This is a genomic window from Paenibacillus sp. MAH-35 (assembly GCF_058135425.1).
In genome coordinates, this window is record NZ_JBYUPU010000101.1 from 1 (window position 1) to 863 (window position 863).

1 pseudogene is annotated in these 863 nt (G+C 47.7%); it reads right to left on the bottom strand.

Annotated elements, in window-relative coordinates:
- Positions 1-863, bottom strand: a pseudogene (locus tag AC3Y2E_RS34600) (IS4 family transposase); the annotation flags it as partial.

The following is an 863-nucleotide window of genomic DNA, read 5'->3' on the forward strand; positions in this document are numbered from 1 at the left end:
TGGCTTCGGCAATATCTATGAAAAATGCCATCAGTTGCTGGAGTGCAGTGATTAAATCGAGATCACGTACTTCATCGGAAAAGAGGAAGTAGAGTCCGCCAAGTGACTTCTCATCGTTCTCCTGACGTCGCTCCGCACTCCATGACCAAATAACGACTAAACACAATCGTCGTATGACTAATAAGCATATCAAAGGTGCGGCCTTGAAACTCGGTTCCCAGTTTGAGATACGACTTGGTAAACTTAAAAAACGTTTCAATGCTCCATCTCATGCCATAAACTCGTATAATCTCAGCATCTTCAAGGGTAACGTCTGTACTCAGCACGACCAGCCACTCACGGCGCTTGTTGCGATTTTGCACAAAAACCAGTTTCACGGGGAGGCCGCAAGCAGTCTTGACGATGACGGAACCCAGAATCTCGGCGCCGTTATTTTTGGGCAGCATCGCGTATTGTTCCTGCAGATTGAGACGCTTGCCTCCCAGCAGATAGCGCTGCTTCATATCTTTGATCATACCGATCACATGCAGGCCTTTACCCATCAATTCACGAAGTAGTGGTGCTTGGGTAAACCAGCTGTCCATTAGCACGAAGTCAGCGCTGAATCCGGCAGAAATTGCGCGGTTAATGAGATCGACAACAACATCCGGTTTGCGAGAGAAAGCTTCAAGGCGCCGCTTGTAATCTTGACAGCGTTTGTTGATTTCTTCCACCATCTCGCAAAACCGATTTTTGATGTTGGCTGAAGACAGCATGACAAAGTCAATCGGTGCAAAGCTAAACCCATCGGACCAGCCTAACGTCAGCATGTTGAAGCCTTTGACAAAACGCCCTGTCGTATGGTCGAACACACGGGCAAGTAA